Origin of the sequence: Pseudonocardia sp. SID8383, from assembly GCF_009864975.1 — a bacterium.
Lineage (GTDB): Bacteria > Actinomycetota > Actinomycetes > Mycobacteriales > Pseudonocardiaceae > Pseudonocardia > Pseudonocardia alni.
The window spans coordinates 1-2,645 of sequence record NZ_WWFY01000349.1; the positions used below are offsets into that span (position 1 = coordinate 1).

At 76.3% G+C, this 2,645-nt stretch carries 4 protein-coding genes; 2 read left to right on the top strand and 2 right to left on the bottom strand.

The genetic code is table 11. The features are described 5' to 3' along the window. A partial coding sequence (locus GTW08_RS08535) for a histidine kinase dimerization/phospho-acceptor domain-containing protein (protein ID WP_161151732.1) occupies nucleotides 1-932 on the bottom strand: 932 nt, incomplete at its 3' end. Next, nucleotides 929-1,633, bottom strand: coding sequence for a response regulator transcription factor (locus GTW08_RS08540; protein WP_073575899.1), 705 nt, complete (start codon nucleotides 1,631-1,633; stop codon nucleotides 929-931). The genes GTW08_RS08540 and GTW08_RS08535, both read right to left, overlap by 4 nt. Nucleotides 1,634-1,769: 136 nt before the next feature. Here GTW08_RS08540 and GTW08_RS08545 point away from each other — a divergent pair, with 136 nt between their 5' ends. Both GTW08_RS08545 and GTW08_RS08550 read left to right on the top strand, forming a co-directional pair. Next, entirely contained in the window at nucleotides 1,770-2,288 is a 519-nt protein-coding gene (locus GTW08_RS08545; RefSeq protein ID WP_062399769.1) for a CvpA family protein, read from the top strand. An 87-nt stretch (nucleotides 2,289-2,375) separates the two neighbouring features. Further along, nucleotides 2,376-2,645 (top strand): hypothetical protein (locus tag GTW08_RS08550; RefSeq protein ID WP_202416743.1); only part of this gene is annotated, 270 nt, incomplete at its 3' end.

Genomic DNA, 2,645 nt, shown 5'->3' on the forward strand with positions numbered 1-2,645 from the left:
CCGGCCCGGCGCGTCTCGCCGAGCAGCAGCTCCAGGCGCCGGGTGCGGCGGGCGGGGTCGGCGTCGGGCCCGGACCGCTCCAGCGTCTCGGCGACGGCGGTGATCCCGGACAGCGGTGTCCGCAGCTCGTGCGCGGCGTCGGCCAGGAACACCCGGGTCCGCTCGGCCTCCTCCCGGGAGCGCCGCTCGGCGTCGGTGAGGGCGTCGAGCATGCCGTCCATCGCCGCCGCCGCGGTACCGAGGTCGGTGTGCGGGCGATCGGGCCGGAGCCGCGCGTCGCGCTCGCCCGCGGTGATCCGCCCGGCGAGCGCGGTCATCCGGTCCAGCGGGCGCAGCGCCGTCCGCACGACGAACGACACCGCACCGAGCGCGACGAGCAGGGTCAGCAGCACCGATCCGGCCAGCACCGCGCGCAGACCGTTGCGGACCTGGGCGACGTCGGAGGCGTCGGCGACGAGCTCGACCGTCGCCCCGCCACCGGCGTCGAGGGTCACGGTGCGGCTGCCGGTGTCCGGCGGGACGGGTGGCCGTCCGGCCGGGACCGGGGCGGACGGCGGCCTGCTCGGGTCGTCGGTGCGGTCACCACCGGGGCCGCGGTCCGGCCGGCCGGCCGGCGGTGGGGTACCGGGCGCGTTCAGTCCGGGGTCGCCCATGACCTCCCCGTCGGCGGTGCTCACCTTGATCCGGATCTGCTGGCCGGACAGCCCGGTGACCAGCTCCTCCGGGGTGGCTCCCGCCGCGATCAGCTGCTGGGCCTGCACCACACGGTCCCGCAGCCGGGAGTCGAGATCGGACTCCAGGCGGGCCCCGAGCAGGACGTCGACGAGCACCACCACCAGGACCAGCAGCACCGCCACCACCCCGAGCACCGCCGCGGTGACCCGGCGGCGCAGCGACGGGGTGGCGGTGCGGGCCTGCGCGGCCGAGCTCACGACGGCCCGCGCAGCGAGTAGCCGAGGCCCCGCACGGTGTGCAGCAACCGCGGACCGTGTGCCTCCAGCTTGCGGCGCAGCGCCGACACGTGGACCTCGACGAGGTTGGGGTCGTAGGCGTCGTAGCCCCAGACCGAGCGCAGGATCTGCGCCTTGGACACGGTGCGTCCGCGCTGCTCGGCGAGGTAGGTGAGCAGCCGCAGCTCGGTCGCGGACAGCTCCAGCACCGTCCCCCCGCGGGAGGCGACGGCGGCGTCGGGGTCGAGGACGAGGTCGCCCACCTGCACCGCGGACGGCAGCCTGCCCCGGCGGCGCAGCACCGCCGCGACCCGGGCCACGAGCTCGTCGAGCGCGAAGGGCTTGAGGACGTAGTCGTCGGCGCCCGAGTCGAGCCCGCGGAGCCGGTCGGCCAGCGCGTCGCGCGCGGTGAGCATGACGATCCCGGCGTCCCCGTGCCCACGCACGACGTCGATCAGCTCGAACCCGTCGCGCCCGCCGGGGAGCATCACGTCCAGGACGACGAGGTCCGGCCGGAACGCGGCGAGCCGCTCCTCGAACGCGACGCCGTCGACGACGCCCTCGGTCACGTGCCCGGCATCGGCCAGCGCGTCCACGACGGACTCGCGGATGGCGTCGGAGTCCTCGAGCACCAGGACCCGGGTCGTGGGGCCGCGGCTGTCGTCGTCCTGGCGTGTGCTCACGGCACAAGGGTGCGCCGCGAGGCTGAGGGGGACCTGAAGGACCCGCCGGTTTCAGGTCCGTCTCAGGTACCGCGGGCACTGTCGTGGCAGACACCGAGACGACGGGCCGCCCGGCCCGCGGCGCGGAGAGGAAGAGATGACCCTGCTCGACGTGATCGTCCTGATCATCGTGGTGGCCGCCGCGATCGGCGGGTTCCGCCGGCTCGGCGGCGTGGCCCGGGCCGGGCGCCTGCTCGGTCTCGTGGTCGGTGCCGGCGTCGGCGCGGCCTGGGGCTCGAACCTGGCCCGCTACGGCGACACCCCCGACTCGGCCTGGTTGTGGGGCCTGGTCGGGGTGATCGCCGGTCTGCTGCTGGGCTCGCTGGTCGGCGGGTTCCTCGGCGGACTGGTCAGCCGGGTGCTCGCCCGCGGCAGGTTGTCCTTCCTGGACCGCATCGTCGGCGCCGTCACCGGTGCCGTGACCGCACTGCTGGTGATCTGGCTGGTCTCGTGGGTGGTCCCCGCGGTCGTGAGCGCCGAGGCGCTCGCCCCCGTGACGACGCTCGCGCAGTCACTGGGCGGCAGCCGGATCGTCGACTCGGTGTCGGAGCTGCTGCCCGCGACGACGTCCGCCGCCCGCGACGTCGTCGACGCCGCGCGGCCTCCCGCCGGCTGATCCCACCCGACCCCCAGCGGTCCGCCGTCCGGCGGTCCGCGACCCGCCGCTGCCCTCTTCCGGGCACGGCACCGTCCGAGGAGAACCATGAACGACGAGAACCGCACCCCGCGCGACGACGACGACCGCCCCACCGACCGGCAGCCCCCGGTCCCCGCCGACGAGACCCCCACCGCCCACACCCCGACACCGCACGTCCGGGACGGCGTGCACGGCGGGGGGACGGTGGCCGCCGCCTCCGACGCGGGTGACCCTCCGCGACGACGCCGGTTCGCCGCCCTGCGACGCCGGTCCGCGCTGCCCGCGGTCGCGGCCGGCGTGATCGGCCTGGTCGTCGGGGCCACCGCGAGCGGTCTG

What these genes read in the sequence shown, in the direction of transcription:
- GTW08_RS08545 (WP_062399769.1), top strand. Translation starts at nt 1,770, where the DNA reads ATGACCCTGCTCGACGTGATCGTCCTGATCATCGTGGTGGCCGCCGCG.